17 protein-coding genes are annotated in these 16,787 nt (G+C 64.1%); 16 read left to right on the top strand and 1 reads right to left on the bottom strand.

All coding sequences use genetic code 11. From position 1 onward, the window contains the following. Positions 1–4: 4 nt before the first annotated feature. Complete coding sequence (locus tag ACQR1B_RS26000) at positions 5–1,255, bottom strand: sarcosine oxidase subunit beta family protein (RefSeq protein WP_434834780.1); 1,251 nt, start codon at positions 1,253–1,255, stop codon at positions 5–7. Positions 1,256–1,311: 56 nt separating this feature from the next. Between ACQR1B_RS26000 and ACQR1B_RS25995 the strand changes: the two genes are divergently transcribed. The 16 genes from ACQR1B_RS25995 to ACQR1B_RS25920 all read left to right on the top strand — a co-directional run bounded on the left by ACQR1B_RS25995 (position 1,312) and on the right by ACQR1B_RS25920 (position 16,787). Beyond that, positions 1,312–2,295, top strand: a complete 984-nt coding sequence (locus ACQR1B_RS25995; RefSeq protein WP_434834781.1) for a GlxA family transcriptional regulator — start codon at positions 1,312–1,314, stop codon at positions 2,293–2,295. Between the two features lie 172 nt (positions 2,296–2,467). Then, positions 2,468–3,634 carry a transporter substrate-binding domain-containing protein gene (locus tag ACQR1B_RS25990; RefSeq protein ID WP_434834782.1) on the top strand — a complete coding sequence of 389 codons (1,167 nt, stop codon included), beginning with the start codon at positions 2,468–2,470 and terminating at the stop codon, positions 3,632–3,634. A 37-nt stretch (positions 3,635–3,671) separates the two neighbouring features. Then, on the top strand, positions 3,672–4,280 hold the full coding sequence (locus ACQR1B_RS25985) for an ANTAR domain-containing response regulator (RefSeq protein WP_434834928.1): 609 nt from the start codon (positions 3,672–3,674) through the stop codon (positions 4,278–4,280). A 251-nt stretch (positions 4,281–4,531) separates the two neighbouring features. Further along, a complete protein-coding gene (locus ACQR1B_RS25980; RefSeq protein WP_434834783.1) occupies positions 4,532–5,788 on the top strand; it encodes a transporter substrate-binding protein in 1,257 nt (418 codons plus the stop codon). A 64-nt stretch (positions 5,789–5,852) separates the two neighbouring features. Continuing rightward, complete coding sequence (urtB, locus tag ACQR1B_RS25975; RefSeq protein WP_434834784.1) at positions 5,853–6,746, top strand: urea ABC transporter permease subunit UrtB; 894 nt, start codon at positions 5,853–5,855, stop codon at positions 6,744–6,746. Positions 6,747–6,804: 58 nt separating this feature from the next. Continuing rightward, the gene (urtC, locus tag ACQR1B_RS25970) at positions 6,805–7,896 is read left to right on the top strand and encodes an urea ABC transporter permease subunit UrtC (protein WP_434834929.1); all 1,092 of its coding nucleotides are present in this window, start codon (positions 6,805–6,807) and stop codon (positions 7,894–7,896) included. Between the two features lie 3 nt (positions 7,897–7,899). Beyond that, complete coding sequence (urtD, locus tag ACQR1B_RS25965) at positions 7,900–8,643, top strand: urea ABC transporter ATP-binding protein UrtD (protein WP_434834785.1); 744 nt, start codon at positions 7,900–7,902, stop codon at positions 8,641–8,643. Continuing rightward, the gene (urtE, locus tag ACQR1B_RS25960; RefSeq protein WP_434834786.1) at positions 8,643–9,338 is read left to right on the top strand and encodes an urea ABC transporter ATP-binding subunit UrtE; all 696 of its coding nucleotides are present in this window, start codon (positions 8,643–8,645) and stop codon (positions 9,336–9,338) included. Before urtD ends, urtE begins: the two co-directional genes overlap by 1 nt. A gap of 93 nt (positions 9,339–9,431) precedes the next feature. Next, the gene (locus ACQR1B_RS25955; protein ID WP_434834787.1) at positions 9,432–10,469 is read left to right on the top strand and encodes an aliphatic amidase; all 1,038 of its coding nucleotides are present in this window, start codon (positions 9,432–9,434) and stop codon (positions 10,467–10,469) included. A gap of 135 nt (positions 10,470–10,604) precedes the next feature. Continuing rightward, positions 10,605–11,618, top strand: a complete 1,014-nt coding sequence (locus ACQR1B_RS25950; protein ID WP_434834788.1) for an alpha/beta fold hydrolase — start codon at positions 10,605–10,607, stop codon at positions 11,616–11,618. A 60-nt stretch (positions 11,619–11,678) separates the two neighbouring features. Continuing rightward, positions 11,679–12,209, top strand: coding sequence for an urease accessory protein UreE (gene ureE, locus ACQR1B_RS25945; protein WP_434834789.1), 531 nt, complete (start codon positions 11,679–11,681; stop codon positions 12,207–12,209). 2 nt (positions 12,210–12,211) lie between these two features. Further along, positions 12,212–12,883: an urease accessory protein UreF gene (locus ACQR1B_RS25940; RefSeq protein WP_434834790.1), complete on the top strand. Its 672-nt coding sequence runs from the start codon at positions 12,212–12,214 to the stop codon at positions 12,881–12,883. A gap of 12 nt (positions 12,884–12,895) precedes the next feature. Then, the gene (locus tag ACQR1B_RS25935; RefSeq protein WP_434834791.1) at positions 12,896–13,591 is read left to right on the top strand and encodes an urease subunit gamma; all 696 of its coding nucleotides are present in this window, start codon (positions 12,896–12,898) and stop codon (positions 13,589–13,591) included. Between the two features lie 26 nt (positions 13,592–13,617). Continuing rightward, positions 13,618–15,327 (top strand): urease subunit alpha, encoded by a 1,710-nt coding sequence (gene ureC, locus ACQR1B_RS25930; protein WP_434834792.1) that lies wholly within the window; start codon positions 13,618–13,620, stop codon positions 15,325–15,327. Between the two features lie 4 nt (positions 15,328–15,331). Next, positions 15,332–15,979, top strand: coding sequence for an urease accessory protein UreG (gene ureG, locus ACQR1B_RS25925; RefSeq protein WP_434834793.1), 648 nt, complete (start codon positions 15,332–15,334; stop codon positions 15,977–15,979). Further along, complete coding sequence (locus ACQR1B_RS25920; protein WP_434834794.1) at positions 15,945–16,787, top strand: urease accessory protein UreD; 843 nt, start codon at positions 15,945–15,947, stop codon at positions 16,785–16,787. The genes ureG and ACQR1B_RS25920 overlap by 35 nt, the downstream gene beginning before the upstream one ends.

Here is a 16,787-nt window from a genome sequence, read left to right as displayed (position 1 = left end):
GGCCTCAGTGAAGGTTCGGCTGCGCGCCCTGACCTTTTTCATCGATCAGGTGGCCGGTCTCGAAGCGATCGAGGCGATAGGCTCTCGCCACCGGATGCGGCTCGTCGCGCGCCAGCAGGTGGGCGAAGCACCAGCCGGAGCCCGGCGTGGCCTTGAAGCCGCCATAGCACCAGCCGGCATTCAGATAGAGCCCCTGCAGCGGCGTGCGATCGATGATCGGCGAGCCGTCCATCGACATGTCGACGAGCCCGGCCCAGGAGCGCAGCATGCGCACGCGGCCGATCGCCGGCATCAGCGCCATGCCGCCCTCGCACACGTCCTCGACGGTCGGCAGGTTGCCGCGCTGCGCATAGGAATTGTAGCCGTCGATGTCGCCACCGAACACCAGCCCGCCCTTGTCCGACTGGCTGATGTAGAAATGGCCGGCGCCGAAGGTGATGACGCCAGGGATCAGAGGCTTGATGGCCTCGGAGACGAAGGCCTGCAGCACGTGACTTTCGATCGGGAGCCGCAACCCTGCCATTTGCGCCGCCCGTGAGCTGCTGCCGGCGACCGCGAGCCCGACCTTGCCGGCGCTGATCGTGCCGCGTGTCGTCGTGACCCCGGTGATGTGGCCGCCGTCGCGCACGAGGCCAGTGACCTCGCAATTCTGGATGATGTCCACGCCGCGGTCGCTGGCGCCGCGCGCGTAGCCCCAGACCACGGCGTCATGACGCGCGGTGCCGCCTCGCCGCTGCAGCAGTCCGCCCTTGATCGGAAACCGCGCATTGTCGAAATCGAGCAGCGGCAGCATGCGCCTGACGGCGTCGGCATCGAGCAGCTCAGCGTCGGCGCCGGCCAGCCGCATCGCGTTGCCACGCCGGGCGAAGGCGTCGCGCTGGCCGTCGGAGTGATAGAGGTTGAGGACGCCGCGCTGGCTGACCATCGCGTTGTAGTTCAGATCCTGCTCGAGCCCTTCCCACAGCTTCATCGACCATTCGTAGAAGGGCTCGTTGCCGGGCAGCAGATAGTTGGAGCGGATGATCGTGGTGTTGCGGCCGGCATTGCCGGAGCCGATCCAGCCTTTTTCGACCACGGCAACGTTGCGGATGCCGTGTTGCTTGGCGAGATAATAGGCGGTCGCGAGCCCATGCCCGCCGCCGCCGACGATGATCACGTCGTAGCTGCTTTTCGGGGCGGCATCGCGCCAGACCGGCTGCCAGTCACGGTGACCGCGCAGGGCCTGGCGGGCGAGGGAAAACAGCGAATAGCGCATGCGCATCCGACCACGGGATTGTCCTGGGAAGTATGCGTTGCTATGTCATTGCCGATATGTCTAAATACGACGGAAAAGGGTCCAAGAACGACGAGGCCAGGGTCCACCGGGTCGGATTCCTGCTGATCCCCGGCTTTGCCCTGATGTCCTATGCGTCGGCCGCCGAGCCGCTGCGGGCGGCGAACGCGCTCAGTGGCCGAACGTTCTATCGCTGGCGTCACATCGCCATCCGCGGCACCGACATCCAAGCCTCCAACGGCGTCCGGATTCCGGCCGATGACACGATCGGCAGTGCCGCACGCGTCGACTCGATCGTGGTCTGCGCAGGTGGTAATCCGGCCACTTTCTCGCATCTGCCAACACTCTCTTATTTGAGGAGCGCCGCGCGGCATGGCGTCCGGCTGATCGGCGTCTCGGCCGGTCCGTTCATTCTCGCGCAGGCGGGCCTGCTCGATGGCTATCGCTGCACCATCCATTGGGAGCATATGCCGGCATTCACCGAGACCTTTCCGACGCTGCCGCTCAGCCGCTCGCTGTTCGAGATCGACCGCGACCGTTTCACCTGCGCCGGTGGCATTGCCGCGCTCGACATGATGCATGCGATGATCAGGATCGATTACGGGACGCGGCTGGCCTCGGCCGTGAGCGACTGGTTTCTGCAGACGGAGGTTCGGCGCGGTGAGGCTGCACAGCGGCTGTCGCCGGCGGAGCGCTTCGGCGTTCATCATCCGAAGCTGGTCGACACAATGCTGCGCATGGAGAAGCGGATCGAGCGCCCGCTCGCGCCATCGGACCTCGCCCGGCTTGCCGATCTGTCGCTGCGTCAGCTCGAGCGTCTGTTTGCTCAATATCTTGGGACGACAATCCATCGCCGTTACCTGCAGATCCGTCTCGAGCACGCCCGCGGCCTGCTGCGCCAGAGCACGCTTGCGATCGGTGAGGTCGCGCTCGCCACGGGGTTTGCCACGCCGATGCATTTCGCGCGCTGCTATCGGCGTCGGTTCGGCCTCGCGCCGCGCGAGGAGCGCACCGCGCGCTGATGCTGCTGCCGCTGGCGTGCCGGACGCCCCCTTCCGCGCAACGGCAGCTACGTGGTCGTCCGGTTGACGCCAAGCGAACAATCATCCTACACAGAATGCAGGAGGCGTTCTGTCTACGATGCCGATCAGCGGTGTCGGGAGACGGACAACCGGGACGTGGTGCAGTCGTCACATGGGTTCATCAGAAAGGCAGCTTGAAAGCTGGCGCGTCGGTGTGCTGTTCTCGCAGACCGGCGTGACCTCGGGCATCGAGCGGACGCAACTCAACGCTACGCTGCTCGCGATCTCGGAGATCAACGCATCCGGCGGTATCCTCGGCCGCCCAGTCGAGCCCGTCATCTACGACCCCGCTTCGGACCCGAAGAAGTTCCGCGCCTTCGCCGAGCGTCTGTTTCAGGTCGACCGCATCCGTCTGTTGTTCGGCTGCTACATGTCGAGCACGCGCAAGGCGGTGCTGCCCTCGGTCGAGGGACACAGGGGGCTGCTGTTCTACCCGACTCTATATGAAGGTTTCGAATATTCCCGCAACTGCATCTATACCGGCGCCGCGCCGAACCAGAATTCGCTGCAGCTCGCACGTTTCCTGCTGTCGACCTATGGCAACCGCTTTCTGTTCGTCGGCTCCAACTACGTCTTTCCCTACGAGTCCAACCGGCTGATGGCCGATTTCGTGGTCCAGGGTAGGGGCAAGGTGCTGGATGAAATCTACGTGCCGTTACAGGTGCAGGCCAGAGATTTCGACAAAGTCATCGCTCGCATCAAGAAGACGTCGCCGGACGTGATCTTCTCGACCGTTGTCGGTGCCGGCACGGCAGAGTTCTATCGCGCGTATCGTGCGGCCGGCTTCGATCCGACGCGGATGCCGATCGCGAGCCTGAGCACGAGCGAAGCAGAGGTTGCCGAGATGGGTGCGGAAGCCGCGGAGGGCCACATCACGGCGGCGCCGTTCTTCGAAACGCTGGCGTCGCAGGCGGCACGGCGCTTCGTCTCTAGCTTCAAAGCGCAGTATGGCGACGATGCGCCGGTGACCGCTTGCGCGGAAGCTGCCTATTTCCAGGTCCATCTGGCGATGCGCGCGGTCGCCAAATGCGGCTCCGACGATCCTGAGCAGGTGCTCGGCAACATGCGCGACTTCGAATTCGATGCGCCGCAGGGCAGAGTACGTGTCGATCCGGAGAACAACCACACTTATCTATGGCCGCGCATCGCGCGCGTCGATCGGCAGGGCCGCTTCCAGATCGTCTGGAACCCGGGCGTGCGCGTGAAGCCAGATCCTTATTGTGTCGTACAAAGCCTCGACGACTGGTCGGTCGACGAGCAGCAGCTCATCCGGTCCTGATGGTCTTGGGGTAGCGTGGCGGGACGGAGAACCGGACGTGGCCATCCAAATTCTTCGCGATCTCCGGGGCTTACGGGTGCACGTCGTGCACCCGCCGGACAGCGAGCGCACCAAGCTCGTCGAGCACCTTCGCCGCATCGGCTGCATGGTCGAAATGCAGTGGCCGGTGCCGGATTGCTGGGCCGACGGTGCCGATGTCGTCCTGCTCGCGATCGAGCACGACATGCGTCTGGAGATCCAGCGGCTGCTGAAGTCGGATGCGAACCATCGGCCGACCCTGATCGCGGTGGTGTCCTACGAGGATCCCTCGACCCTGCAACTGGTGCTTGAGGCTGGAGCGGTCGCGGTGATCGAGCGGCCAATTCGTCCATTCGGATTGCTCACGAATTTGACGATCGCACGCAGCCTGTGGTTGGAGAGGCGCGAGTCCGAGAAGCGCGTCCGCAAGCTGGAGCGCAAGCTCGCTGGCCTGCAGCGGATTCAGAAAGCCAAGGCCATCCTGATGGATGGCCAGGGTTTGAGCGAGGCTGATGCTTATGAGAGCATCCGCAAGCAGGCCATGTCCAAGCGTCTCTCGATGGACGAAATGGCCTCGGCAATCATTCACGCAAACGAGCTCTTGCAATACCGGGCGAAGAGTGATTAGCTTTCATTAGTTGAAGGGATCAAGATCCTTCTCAACGCCGCCGGACCATCAATGATGCTGGTTCGGCAATGGCTAGGTAGCCCGAAGAACCCGTGAAGGGTTCGTCGGGCTTTTTTGTTTTTCGGACCGAGTTTGGCCGGCGGCGCACAGCGCGTCGTCGGAGCTCGATCCGCTCTAGGCGAATTCTGGCGGTAAGCAACGTGCTTCGGCGCGAACGGGGACGTGTGCCTGGACAAAGGAGAGTGTGCGGTATGGCAGTCGATCGACGTAGATTCTTGAAGAGCGGCGCTCTGGCGGGCGGCGCATTGATTACCTCGCCATGGGTGTTCTCGACCGGTGCAAAGGCCGCCGGCGAGATCAAGGTGGGCGTGCTGTTCTCGCTGACGGGCGGACTCTCGATCGTGGAGAAATCGCTGCACGATGCCACCATGATGGCGATCAGCGAGATCAACGCGGCCGGCGGCGTCAAGGGCATGAAGATCACGGCGGTCGCGGAAGACGGCGCCTCCGATCCGAAGACCTACAACGAGAAGGCCTCGAAGCTCGTCATTCAGGATCGCGTGCCGACCGTGTTCGGCTCCTACACGTCGGCGAGCCGCAAGGCCGTGCTGCCGGTGTTCGAGAAGCGCAACAATCTCTATTTCTATCCGACCTACTACGAAGGGTTCGAGTGCTCGAAGAACGTCGTCTACACCGGCGCCGTTCCGAATCAGCAGTTGTCGAATTTCATTCCCTGGATCATCAAGACGCTCGGCAAGAAGAAGTTCTTCATCGTCGGATCGAACTACATTTATCCGCGCGAGATGGCCAAGGTCTCCAAGATCCTGATCGAGAAGAACGGCGGCGAGTGGATCGCCGACGAATATCTCGAGCTCGGCCATTCCGAATGGGGCTCGATGGTCAACAAGATCAAGAGCTCGGGCTGCGACGTCGTGCTCTCGAACGTGGTCGGCGACTCCGTGATCGCATTCTACCGCGAGTACAAGAACCAGGGTCTCACGCACGACAAGCTGCCGATCTGCGCGACCGTCACCTCGGAGATCGAGATCGCGGCGATGGGCGCCGAATATGCGGTGGGCTCCTTCACCTCCTTCCCGTATTTCCAGGCCATCGACACCGACCGCAACAAGGCGTTCATCGAGCGCTACCGCAAGTTCGTGAAGGATCCGAAGGCCGTGACCCATCACGCGCTCGAATCGTCCTACTTCCAGGTGTTCCTGTGGAAGCAGGCGGTGGAGAAGGTGGCCGAAATCTCGCCGACCGCGATCCGCGAAGCGGTCAAGGGCCAGGAGTTCGATGCGCCTAACGGTCACGTCAAGATCGAGGCCGAGAACCTGCATACCTATCTCACGCCGCGCATCGCGCAGTGGCTCCCGGACGGCCAAGGCAAGATCATCGACGCCTACAAGGAGCCGGTGATGCCGCTTCCTTACGTCGCCTACGGCGAAACGCCGACGAATCTCTTCTGCACAGGGAAGGGACTCGACGCGGCCAAGCTGAAAACCTGACGTCCGAGGAAACCTCATCCACCGCGCGCCTCCCTCGCTCGGTGGATGGCGGGAGGCATCTGTCATGCTCGAGGTTCTGTTCATCGGTCTCAGCCTGGGATCGATCCTGCTACTGGTCGCGCTCGGCCTGGCCATCACCTATGGTGCGATGGGCGTCATCAATATGGCCCACGGCGAGATGGTGATGGTCGGCGCCTATGTGACGGTGCTGTCCGGCCTTTGGTTTGGTGCCAACATCTTCGTCGCAATCCCGCTCGCTTTCATCGTGACGGCACTGCTCGGCCTGCTGATCGAACGCGTCGTAGTCCGAAAGCTCTATGGCCGGCTGCTCGACACGCTGCTCGCGACCTGGGGCATCGCCATCCTGATCCAGCAGGCCGTACGGCTCGAATTCGGGCTGTCGTTCCTCGGCATCCACATCCAGGGCCTTGGACCTGGCCTGCAGAACGTCAGCGTGCCGGACATCCTCCAGGGCACGTTCCGTTTCGCCGGCTCCGACATCAACCGCTATCGGGCCTTCATCATCCTGGTAACCGCGCTCCTCGCCATTGCCACTTGGTTCGTGATCTATCGCACCGTGGCCGGCACCCAGGTCCGCGCGATCATCCGCAATCCCAAGATGGCTGCCGCCTGCGGCGTCGACGTCACCCGCGTTAACGCGCTGACGTTCGCGTTTGGGTCGGGACTGGCCGGGATCGCCGGCGTGATGATGTCCGGCTTCAAGACCGTGTTTCCCGATATGGGGACCTCAATGGTGGTCGACGGCTTTCTGGTCGTCGTGATGGGCGGCGTCGGCAGTCTGCTCGGCTCGGTTCTGTCGGCCGGCATTCTCGGCGAGATCAACGGGCTCGTCGCGGCCGCAACCAACGACATCCTCGCCCGCGCCGTCGTATTCGGCGTCGTGATCGCAATCATCGTGCTCAAGCCGAAGGGCCTGTTCGCCCTCAAGGGACGCTGACATGGTGTCGAAGCGCCGTATCGACTGGGCGATCTATGCCGTCTTCGTCGTCCTGATCATGCTCGTGCCGCTGATCATGGACCCGTTCTGGCTCAATCGTCTGGCCAAGTATCTCGTGTTCGGCATGCTCGGCATCGCGGTCGCGCTGTCGTGGGGCTATGCCGGGATACTCAACCTGGGCCAAGGCCTGTTTTTCGGCGCCGGAGCCTACGTGCTGGCGATGTCGCTCAAGCTCGCGAGCCCGACAAGCCTGCAGCAGGGCTCGGACAAGCCGGTGCCGGACTTCATGCTGTGGAACGCCGAACCGGGCGCGAAGACCGAGTTATGCTGCATCACCAAGGCGTCCTTTCTCTGGCTGCCGTTTCAGAGCCAATGGTTCGGCTTTGCGATGGGACTCGTTCTGCCGGTCGTCATCGCTTTCCTGCTCGGCTCCCTGGTGTTTCGCAAGCGGATCGCCGGCGTATTCGTCTCCATCATCACCCTGGCGCTGGTGCTGCTGGTCCGGCTCGTGATGATCGACGCCCAGCCGGTCACCAACGGGTTCAATGGTCTCACCGATCTCGGCTGGTTCAAGCTCGGCGGCTTCGAGTTCGATCCCTATGTCGTTCCGACCTATTATCTGATCGCGATCTCGCTCAGCATCGTTCTGGTGCTGGCGCGGCTGCTGGTCGAGACCAGGGCCGGTGTCATCCTGCAGGCCATCCGTGACGACCAGAACCGTGCGCGCTATCTCGGTTTCGACGTGCCGGCCTACCAGACCTTCTTCTTCGCGGTATCGGCCCTGATCGCGGGCTTCGCCGGCATGCTCTACGTCATCGTGTCCGAGTTCGCCTCTCCCACCTTCATGGATCTTAGCTTCTCAATCACCATGGTGGTGTGGGCTGCGGTCGGCGGCCGTGCCTCGATCCTGGGTGCCTGTATCGGCGCGATCCTGATCAACATGATCACGGCGACGGTCAGCGAGACTGAAGGATTTGCGGAGGCGTGGAAGGCGGTGATCGGCCTCGTTTTCGTGCTGGTCGTTCTCTATTTGCCACGCGGCATTGCAGGGTTCGCCCACGATCTGATCGACCGCCTCATCGTGCGGAAGCCTGCGGCGCCGGCCCCGGCGTTGCGCGTCAACGATCCGTCCTCGCAGCCCGCGGAGTAGCCCATGGCCCAGGCAGCGCTCACCATCGACGGGCTCGGTGTCGATTTCGAAGGCTTCAAGGCGGTCAACGGTGTTTCCATGATCGTCGAGGACGGCGAACTGCGCGTGCTGCTCGGCGCCAACGGCGCCGGCAAGACGACCCTGATGGACCTGATCTCCGGCAAGACCAGGTCGACCAGCGGCCGTGTGTTCGTGCACGACACCGACATCACCAATTGGGAGGAGCACAAGATCGCGCGAGCCGGCATCGGCCGCAAATTCCAGATCCCGAGCGTGTTCAAGGAACTCTCCGTCCGCCGCAACCTCGAGGTGGCGAGCTGCAGGAACCCGGGCGTGTTCGCCAATCTCGGCTTCGGCTTTTCGGCCAAGGGCAAGATCGATGAGGTCTTGGAGCTTATCGGACTCGCCGAAGAGGCAAACCAGGTCGCCGCCTATCTCAGCCATGGCCAGACCCAATGGCTGGAGCTCGGCCTGCTGATCACGCAAGACCCCAAGATCATCCTGCTCGACGAGCCGACCGCCGGCATGACGCAGGCCGAGACGCACAAGACATCGCTGATCGTCAACAACCTGAAAGGACGACATACCATCATCGTGGTCGAGCACGACATGGCCTTCGTGCGCGAGATCGCCGAGCGGATCACGGTGCTGCACCTCGGGCAGGTGCTGGCCGAGGGCAGCGTAGCCGAGATCGAGAACGACCCCAAGGTGCGCGCGGCCTATCTCGGCTCGAAGGGGATCGCCTGATGCTGACGCTCGCGCATGTCGACAGCTTCTATGACCGAAGCCACATTCTTCACGACGTCTCGCTCGACGTGCCAGACGGCCGCGTCACCGCGGTGCTCGGCCGCAACGGCACTGGCAAGACGACCTTGCTCAAGACCCTGATGGGGCTGACGGACAAGATGCAAGGTCAGATCCGGCTGGGCGACCAGGAGATCGGCGCAGAGCCGACGTTCAGGCGGGCGCGCGCCGGCATCGCCTACGTGCCGCAGGGCCGCGAGATCATTCCCGATTTCACCATCCGCGAGAACATCCTGATGGGCTCGTTCGCGCGCGCCGATGGCAAGCGCGAGATCCCGCCGCTGGTGGCCGAACTCTTCCCGTACCTGATGAACAATCTCGACCGCAATGGCGGCGTGTTGTCCGGCGGCCAACAGCAGCAGCTCGCGATCGCGCGCGCGCTCGCTGCAAATCCCAGGATCATTCTGCTCGACGAGCCCAATGAGGGCATCCAGCCGTCGATCGTCGAGGAGATCGAGCAGGTCATCATCCGGCTCAACCGCGAGATCGGGCTGACGGTGATTCTCGTCGAGCAGAACGTCTCGTTCGCCCGCAATGCGGCGCATCGCTTCGCCATGATGGAGAAGGGGCGCATCGTCGCTGCCGGCGACATTTCGGAACTCACCGACGCAATGGTTCACCGGCACATGGCGGTGTGACCGGAGCGCGTCGTGGAGAAAGGAGGGTGCGCAAGCCGGCGCACCCTATCTCGAACTGCAGGCTTTTGACGGGTTGGTAGCAAGGAGAGCGAAATGCTGCACGGTGATATCACTTCGAGCAACGATACGATCGGCGTCGCCGTCGTGAACTACAAAATGCCGCGTCTTCACACCAAGGCGGAGGTGCTCGACAATGCCCGCAAGATTGCCGACATGATCGTCGGCATGAAGACGGGTCTGCCGGGCATGGATCTCGTGATCTTCCCGGAATACTCGACCCACGGCATCATGTACGACTCCAAGGAGATGTACGAGACCGCCTCGATGGTTCCGGGCGACGAGACCGAGATCTTCGCGGAGGCCTGCCGCAAGGCCAAGGTGTGGGGTGTGTTCTCGCTGACGGGCGAGCGTCATGAGGAGCATCCGAAGAAGGCGCCCTACAACACGCTGATCCTGATGAATGACAAGGGCGAGATCGTGCAGAAGTATCGCAAGATCATGCCTTGGGTGCCGATCGAGGGCTGGTATCCCGGCAACTGCACCTACGTCTCTGATGGACCCAAGGGGCTCAAGATCTCGCTGATCATCTGCGACGATGGCAACTATCCCGAGATCTGGCGCGACTGCGCCATGAAGGGCGCCGAGCTGATCGTGCGCTGCCAGGGCTACATGTATCCGGCCAAGGACCAGCAGGTGGTTATGGCCAAGGCGATGGCCTGGGCCAACAACGTCTATGTCGCGGTTGCCAACGCGTCGGGCTTCGACGGCGTCTACTCCTACTTCGGTCACTCCGCGATCATCGGATTCGACGGCCGTACGCTCGGTGAGTGCGGCGAGGAGGATTACGGCGTTCAATATGCGCAGTTGTCGAAATCGCTGATCCGCGACGCGCGCAAGAACGGTCAGTCGCAGAATCATCTCTTCAAGCTGCTGCACCGTGGCTACACCGGCATGATCAACTCCGGCGATGGTGACCGCGGCGTCGCGGCCTGTCCATACGACTTCTATGCCAAGTGGATCGCCGATCCCGAGGGGACACGGGAGATGGTGGAGTCGTTCACCCGCTCAACGGTCGGCACTGAGGAGTGTCCGATCGAGGGGATTCCCAGCAAGAAGGTCGCGCATCGCTGATGCCCTAGCCTGCCCATGCCGCCCGCGAGGTTGCGGGCGGTCCTGCAGCCACAAGATCAGACGAGCATCGCGCCGCTTCGCCTCAGGGGGAGTGTGGATCATCTTCACGGGGGAACGACAGAGGAAGACCGTAGGATGGATTACGAGATATTTGACCTCGGCGACGTCAGGCTCCAGCGTGGAGCAACGTTGCGCGGCTGCAAGCTGGCCTACAAGACGTTCGGCACGCTTAATGCGGCGAAGGACAATGTGGTCGTCTACCCGACCTGGTACTCCGGCCAGCACTACGACAATGAATGGCTGATCGGCGAGGGACGCGCGCTCGACCCTGCCAAATACTTCGTCATCATCCCGAACATGCTGGGGAATGGGCTGTCATCGTCGCCCAGCAATATGCCGGAGCCGTACAACGGACCGCGATTTCCCCAGGTCACGGCGTATGACAACGTCCGCGTCCAGCATCGGCTGGTGACGGAAAAGTTCGGCATTGCGCACATCCGTCTCGTGACGGGCTGGTCGATGGGCGCCTTGCAGACCTTCCATTGGGGTGCGCTCTATCCCGACATGATGGATCTGATCGCGCCGTTTTGCGGCTCGGCCAAATGCTCGCGGCACAATTTCGTGTTTCTGGAAGGCGTGAAGGCGGCCCTCACGGCGGATGCCGCCTGGAAGGAAGGCTGGTACACCGACAAGCCGGCACGGGGCCTGAGGGCCGCGGCGCGCGTCTATGCCGGCTGGGGTTTCTCGCAGGCGTTCTATCGCGAGAAGCTCGATCTCGAAGCGCTTGGTTACTCCTCGCTCGAGGACTTCCTGGTGGCGTTCTGGGAAGGCTTCTTCTTGCCGAAGGACCCCAACAATCTGCTGACGATGCTATGGACCTGGCAGAACGGCGACATCAGCGACAACGAGATCTACAAAGGCGACTTCGAGGCGGCCCTGGGGGCGATCAAAGCCAAGGCATACGTGATGCCCGGCCAGACCGACCTGTATTTTCCCCCGGAGGACAGCCAGTTCGAGGTCGCGCACATGGCGAACGCCGACTTCATTCCGGTGCCGTCGATCTGGGGGCATTTCGCCGGCGGCCCGGGCACGAATCCAGAGGACGTCGAATTCATCGATGCCAAGCTGAAGGCGCTGCTTGCCTCGTGATCCGCGTGCCGGCGGCGGCCCTCGCTTGGGACCGCCATCAATAGAGAGAGGACCGATTGGATGTTGCGAATAGAGCACGTCCTGGGCAGTCGCCTGGATGTCGATTTGGCCGAGCGCTTGCACCGGCTCGAGCATCGGGGCGCGGTCGACGTCGTCGCCGTCCCAGCCGCTGATCTCGCACGGCGGCGCCTGTTGATTGCGACCCACAGCGGCGAAGAACTCGCCATCGCGCTTCCGCGCAACGAGAGGCTGTTCGACGGCGCGGTACTGCTGCTGCAGGACGACCGCGCAATCGTCGTGCGCGCCGCGACCGAGCGCTGGTTGCGGCTGGAGCCACGCTCGATCTCGGATGCGGTCGAACTCGGCTACCAGGTCGGCAACCTGCATTGGCGGGTCCGGTTCGGCGGCGAGGTATTGCTGGTGGCGCTGGAGGGGCGGCCCGAGGATTACACGGCGCGGATCGAGAACCTGATTGCGGCCCGTCGGGTCGCGGTCACCGTGCTCGACGAGGACGCTGCGGATGCCCTGGCGCAAACCGGGCCGGCGCCGTCCACCGGCCACAACCATCCCCATGTTCACGGCGATCACTGACCATGCTCCCGCTGCTCCGCGCGATCTGGCAGGCGGATGCCGCGTTTCCGAGCGGCGCCTTCGCCTTTTCATATGGCATCGAGGGAGCGCTTGCGCTGCGCCCCGACATGGGTTTGCGGGACTTCGAGCAACTTTGCGCGGCGGTGCTTCGGCAGCGCTGGGCCAGCTACGATCGTGTGGCCTTGCGACGCTCGTTCCGTGCCGAGCCCGATGTGATCGCCCTGACGGCGATCGATCGGGAGGTCGAGGCGTCGACCTTGATCGAAACACTGCGCGCGGGCTCGCGTCGCAACGGTGCATCGTTCCTGGCTGCACATGCGCGGCTCGGTCAGCCTCTGGCCATCAAGTTGCGCGAGCGGCTGAAAGCGGGCGAATGCTCGGGACATATTGCCGTGATGCAGGGCGCCGTGTGGGCAGCGCTGCAGCTGGAAGCACGTCATGCCGAATTGTGCTCGGCCTACACGGTCGCCTCCGGGCTTGTCACCGCGGCCGTGCGGCTTGGCGCCGTCGGCGCGCTGCAAGGGCAGGGCGTCCTTCAGGCGTTGCTGCCGCTCATCGAGGAGCTGGTCGCTCATCCCGTCGACGATGATGCCGGGCTCGAGAGCTTCATTCCCTTTCTCGACGTCGCAGCCGCGCGGCATGTCCATGCCGAACTGCGGCTGTTCGCCAATTGAGAGTGCCATCGCATGCTGCTGACGCCCACCGAACTCGAGCGCCTCACCATCTTCAACGCCGCGGAGCTGTCGCGCCGCCGCCGTGCCCGCGGGCTCAGACTGAACTATCCGGAGGCGGTGGCCATCATCACCGATGAAATTCTCGAGGGTGCGCGCGACGGCCGCAGCGTCGCCGACCTCATCAGCCATGGCTCGACCATCCTGACCACCGACGACGTGCTGCCGGGGATCGCCGCCATGATGGATATCATCCAGGTCGAATGCGTCTTCCCCGACGGCACCAAGCTGGTGACCGTGCACGAGCCGATCCGGGTCGCACCGGGTGCGGCCGCTGATCCGGAGCGGCCTGGCGAGGTCAAGGCGCAGGCGGGCCAGCTTGCGCTCAACGCCGGCCGCCGCAGCGTGACGCTGACCGCTGTGAACACCGGCGACCGGCCGATCCAGATCGGCTCGCATTTTCATTTCTTCGAGGTCAACAAGGCGCTCGAATTCGACCGCGCCGCGGCCTTCAGCATGCGGCTCGACATTCCCGCGGGCACGGCCGTGCGCTTCGAGCCGGGTGCCTCCAAGCAGGTCACGCTGGTGGAGTTCGGTGGCCGTCAGCATCTCTCGGGCCTCAACAATCTCACCGATGGCGCGGCTGCTGATCCTGCCGTGCGCAACGCAGCGCTCGCGCGCGCCAAGGCTCGCGGCTTCCGCGGCGCCTGAGCCGGGCTTCCAAAGAGGGATATCACGTGGCAACGATCGACCGGCGTGACTACGCAGCACTCTACGGCCCGACCACGGGCGATGCTGTCCGGCTCGGCGACACATCGCTGTACGCGGTGGTCGAGAAGGACCATGCGGTCTATGGCGACGAATGCCTGCATGGCGGCGGCAAGACATTGCGTGACGGCATCGGCATGGCCGGCATCACCAGCGCCGAGGGGGCGCTGGACTTCCTGCTCTGCAACGTCACCGTGATCGATCCCGTCGTTGGCATCGTCAAGGGTGATCTCGGCATCCGCCAGGGGCGCATCGTCGGCATCGGCAAGGCCGGCAATCCCGCGACCATGGACGGCGTCGATCCGCGCCTGATCGTCTCGACCGGCACGACGGTGCGCGACTGCGAGGGACTGATCGCAACGCCCGGCGCGATCGACGTCCACGTGCATTTCGACAGCGCAGGCCTGGTCGAACATGCACTCGCGAGCGGTATCACCACGATGATCGGCGGCTCGCTCGGGCCCATCACGGTGGGGATCGATTCCGGCGGTCCGTTCAACACCGGCAAGATGCTGCAGGCGGCGGAAGCCTGGCCGATGAATTTTGGCTTCCTTGGCCGCGGCAATTCGCACCGCGAGGCACCGCTGATTGAGCAGTTGCAGACGGGCGTTATGGGGCTCAAGCTGCACGAGGATTGGGGCACGATGCCGGCCGCGATCGACACCTGCCTCAGGGTCGCCGACGCCCGGGATTTCCAGGTCCAGATCCACACCGATACGCTGAACGAGTCCGGCTTCGTCGAGAATACGCTGGAGGCGATCGGCGGCCGCACCATTCACATGTATCACACCGAAGGCGCGGGCGGCGGCCATGCGCCGGACATCATCCGCGTCGCCGGCGAGATGCACTGCCTGCCTTCGTCGACCAATCCGACCAATCCCTATACGGTCAACACCTTCGACGAACATCTCGACATGACGATGGTGTGCCATCATCTCAACCCGGCGATTCCGGAGGACGTGGCCTTCGCCGAGAGCCGCATCCGCGCGCAGACGATCGCAGCGGAGGACGTGCTGCACGACATCGGTGCGATCTCGATGCTGGGCTCCGACAGTCAGGGCATGGGCCGCATTCACGAGGTGATCTGTCGGACCTGGCAGCTCGCCTCGAAGATGAAGGATCAGCGCGGCGCGCTGCCGGAAGAAAAGCCCGGCTTCGGCGACAATGCCCGCATCCGCCGCTACATCGCCAAATACACGATCAATGCCGCCAAGACGTTCGGTATCGCCGATCACATCGGTTCGCTCGAGAACGGCAAGATCGCCGACATCGTCGTTTGGCGCCCGGCATTCTTCGGCATCAAGCCGGAGCTCGTGATCAAGAGCGGCTTCATCGCCTGGGGCGCGATGGGCGACAGCGCGGCCTCGCTGATGACTTGCGAGCCGATGCTGCTGCGGCCGCAATGGGGCGCCTTCGGCCGCGCGCCCGCGGCGCTGTCGGCCTGCTTCGTCCATCCGCTCGCGATCGAGCGCGGGCTTGCCGGTGAACTCGGCCTGTCGAAGCAGCTGCTGCCCGTCAGAGGTACGCGCGGATTGAGCAAGCGCGACATGCTGTGGAACGACGCCTGTCCGAAGATTGCGGTCGACCCGGAGACCTTCGACGTGTTCGTCGATGGTGTGCTCGCGACCTGCGAGCCTGCGCGCGAGCTGCCGCTGGCCCGCCGCTACATGCTGAGGTGAGAAGATGCTGCACACACTCAGGCGAAGCGATGAGAAAGCAACGGCGGGCGCGGCGCGCGTTGGCATCGGCGGTCCGGTCGGCTCGGGAAAGACCGCGTTGATCGAAGCGCTGATCCCGGTGTTGCAGCGGCGCGGCATCGATTTCGCGGTTGTCACCAACGATCTCGTTACCAGGGAGGACGCCGAGCGGCTGCGGCGCTCCGGCCTGATTGATCCAAGCAGGGTGTCGGCGGTCGAGGCTGGCGCCTGTCCACACACGGTCATTCGCGAGGATCCGACGCTGAACATCGCCGCCGGCGATGAGCTCGAGGCGCGCTTTCCGGGTGTTGAGCTGATCTTGTTCGAATCCGGCGGCGACAATCTCGCCTCGACCTTCTCGCTCGATCTCGTCGACTGGTGGATCTTCGTCATCGACGTGGCCGGCGGCGACGACATTCCGCGCAAGCGCGGTCCGGGTCTGTTGCGCTGTGATCTCCTTGTCGTCAACAAGATGGACCTCGCTCCGCATGTCGGCGTCGATCTCGATCGCATGCTCGCCGACGCCCGACAGGTGCGCGGCGGCCGGCCGGTGATCGCGACCAACCTGAAATCCGGGACTGGCGTGGAGGCGGTCGCCGATGCGATCTCCGCTGCTGTCCTGTTCCGGGTCTGAGGGGCGCGCGGTCGACGCCGCGCTGTCCGTCGAGTACGCCGGCGGCCGCAGCATGTTGCGGCGCCAGCATGTCGGCTATCCCCTGCATGTCACGCGCGGGTTCTATCTCGATGCGGCAAGGCCCGACCTGCTGACGCTCTATCTGCAATCGGCGTCCGGCGGGCTCTACGCCGGCGACCGGATCGGGCTCGATCTGACGATTGGGCGCGGCGCGGCTTTTCATCTGACGACGCAGGCGGCGACCGTGGTTCACGACGGTCGTGCCAGCGGCGCCGTGCAGCGCCTGACGATGAGCGTCGAGGCCGGTGCGTTCTGTGCGGTGACGAACGATCCCTATGTGCTGTTTCCCGGAGCCGAACTGACGCTCCAGACGACTGCGACCGTCGCCGACGACGCCGTGCTTTGCGTGGCCGACGGCTTTGCCGTGCATGATCCGCGCGCAGGCGGCCGCACATTCACCGAGTTCTCCAGCCGCCTGCGGATCGGGCGGCCGGATGGCCAGCTGCTGCTGCAGGATGCCGGGCGCGTCAGCGGTGACCATTTGCATGGCGCGCTGGGGACGTTCGCCGCATCGGCCAATCTCGTCGTGATAGCGCCGCCGGATCGGTTGCCGCCCGCGAAGAGCCTGCAGCAGGCCGCGGATGCCTGCGGAGCGCTGGCGGGCGCTTCGGCGGCACCGAACGGAGCCGGGCTCGTGCTGCGCATCCTGGCGCCGGACGGCGGCACCTTGTCGCGCGCGATGGATGCCGCGTTCCATGTGGCGGCGGAAACCGCGCTCGGCGTCGGGCTGGCGCGCCGGCGCAAATAG

The sequence above is a fragment of the Bradyrhizobium oligotrophicum genome (assembly GCF_051168495.1).
Taxonomy (GTDB): Bacteria; Pseudomonadota; Alphaproteobacteria; order Rhizobiales; family Xanthobacteraceae; genus Bradyrhizobium; species Bradyrhizobium oligotrophicum_A.
Note: the sequence above shows the minus strand (reverse complement) of the source record. Positions and strands in the feature narration are given on the sequence as shown.

Bases quoted from the DNA above. Each gene is read 5' to 3' on its own strand.
- ACQR1B_RS25940 (WP_434834790.1), top strand. From the start codon at position 12,212: ATGCTCCCGCTGCTCCGCGCGATCTGGCAGGCGGATGCCGCGTTTCCG.
- ACQR1B_RS25990 (WP_434834782.1), top strand. From the start codon at position 2,468: ATGGGTTCATCAGAAAGGCAGCTTGAAAGCTGGCGCGTCGGTGTGCTG.
- urtE (WP_434834786.1), top strand. From the start codon at position 8,643: ATGCTGACGCTCGCGCATGTCGACAGCTTCTATGACCGAAGCCACATT.
- ACQR1B_RS25920 (WP_434834794.1), top strand. From the start codon at position 15,945: ATGCGATCTCCGCTGCTGTCCTGTTCCGGGTCTGAGGGGCGCGCGGTC.
- urtD (WP_434834785.1), top strand. From the start codon at position 7,900: ATGGCCCAGGCAGCGCTCACCATCGACGGGCTCGGTGTCGATTTCGAA.
- ACQR1B_RS25995 (WP_434834781.1), top strand. From the start codon at position 1,312: ATGTCTAAATACGACGGAAAAGGGTCCAAGAACGACGAGGCCAGGGTC.
- ACQR1B_RS25955 (WP_434834787.1), top strand. From the start codon at position 9,432: ATGCTGCACGGTGATATCACTTCGAGCAACGATACGATCGGCGTCGCC.
- ACQR1B_RS25980 (WP_434834783.1), top strand. From the start codon at position 4,532: ATGGCAGTCGATCGACGTAGATTCTTGAAGAGCGGCGCTCTGGCGGGC.
- urtC (WP_434834929.1), top strand. From the start codon at position 6,805: ATGCTCGTGCCGCTGATCATGGACCCGTTCTGGCTCAATCGTCTGGCC.
- ureE (WP_434834789.1), top strand. From the start codon at position 11,679: ATGTTGCGAATAGAGCACGTCCTGGGCAGTCGCCTGGATGTCGATTTG.
- ACQR1B_RS25950 (WP_434834788.1), top strand. From the start codon at position 10,605: ATGGATTACGAGATATTTGACCTCGGCGACGTCAGGCTCCAGCGTGGA.
- ureG (WP_434834793.1), top strand. From the start codon at position 15,332: ATGCTGCACACACTCAGGCGAAGCGATGAGAAAGCAACGGCGGGCGCG.
- ACQR1B_RS25935 (WP_434834791.1), top strand. From the start codon at position 12,896: ATGCTGCTGACGCCCACCGAACTCGAGCGCCTCACCATCTTCAACGCC.
- urtB (WP_434834784.1), top strand. From the start codon at position 5,853: ATGCTCGAGGTTCTGTTCATCGGTCTCAGCCTGGGATCGATCCTGCTA.
- ACQR1B_RS26000 (WP_434834780.1), bottom strand. From the start codon at position 1,255: ATGCGCTATTCGCTGTTTTCCCTCGCCCGCCAGGCCCTGCGCGGTCAC.